Source organism: Methanocalculus natronophilus (assembly GCF_038751955.1).
GTDB classification, from domain to species: domain Archaea; phylum Halobacteriota; class Methanomicrobia; order Methanomicrobiales; family Methanocorpusculaceae; genus Methanocalculus; species Methanocalculus natronophilus.
In genome coordinates this window covers 1-1,141 of sequence record NZ_JBCEXH010000022.1, presented here as the reverse complement: position 1 = coordinate 1,141, position 1,141 = coordinate 1, and the positions used below count along the sequence as shown (strand labels likewise).

At 43.6% G+C, this 1,141-nt stretch carries 1 protein-coding gene; it reads left to right on the top strand.

What is annotated here, in order from left to right; all coding sequences use genetic code 11:
• Positions 1-1,022: IS1634 family transposase (locus ABCO64_RS10115; RefSeq protein WP_343089364.1), on the top strand; the 1,022-nt coding region annotated here is incomplete at its 5' end.
• Positions 1,023-1,141 lie beyond the last annotated feature (119 nt).

Here is a 1,141-nt window from a genome sequence, read left to right as displayed (position 1 = left end):
ATGGCACCAAGGCTCCACTTGGAAAGTATGGATACAGCCGTGATCATCGGCCAGACAAGAAACAGATTACCATTGGTGTTACAGAACTTGCCGATCCGATCAATGTCCCGATTGGACTGACAATCGAAACTGGCAATCTCAATGATCAGATCCACTTTAAGAAGACCTATCGGCAGTCCAGCGACAGGCTCAGAGAAGGTTCTCTGGTGATATTTGACAAAGGAGCGAACAGTATCGCCAATACCCAGATGATCCGGGCAGATAATATGCAGTACATCACCGGAAAGAAACTCAACATGAGCGATGACAAGATAATCGCGAAATTTGAAGCCTATAATCCTCAGGTTATTGATGAGGATTCAGGGATTCGAGGGATTATAATCGAGAAGCCAAACAGCACCAATTATCTCTATTTCTCAGAAAAGCTGCAGAAAGAGCAGTTGGACTCCAGAGCCAGAAAGGTTGTGCGGCAGATACAGGAAGCAAAGGCAATTCAGGAAAGTATTGACAAGAAGAAGGCTCTTCCCAAGCGATTCAGGATAAACAATCTTCTTGTGGATGTGGACTACTCCATCCAGACAAAACTGATGGAACTCTCAGAAGATGATGCCGTCAGGCTTCTTGAGGAGAAGTTCATCACCGGCAGAGAGGGATTTTTCTGCCTGAAATCGAGTAAGAATTTGACACTTACCGAAGCCCTTCTGACCTATCGAAAAAAGGACTCGATCGAGAAGATATTCAACTCTCTCAAGAATGAGATTGAGATCAAACCATTGCGTGTATGGACTGATAACAGCATTTACGGCGCTTTAATCATTGGGTTTCTTGCCCAGTTATTCATCTCACTGGTCCGGTTTGAGATCCCTGAACTGAAGCATACGTCAACAAAATTCATCAAAAAGGCGCTATCGAATTTGACAGTTACCGTTGATTCCTGGATGAGGAAGTCAAAAAAGTTCATTTACTCAAATTTTGAGCCCATCAATACGATGATCTTGTACCATAATTGGGCGGTTACATGAAATTTTGAGGGGAAAATCGCCAACTGTCAAATACAGTATCCCGATGAAAATCTGGAAAAATTAGATCATGGTAGTGGATGCTGTGACCGGTGACTGGAAGCCAAAGTGGCAAACTTAGG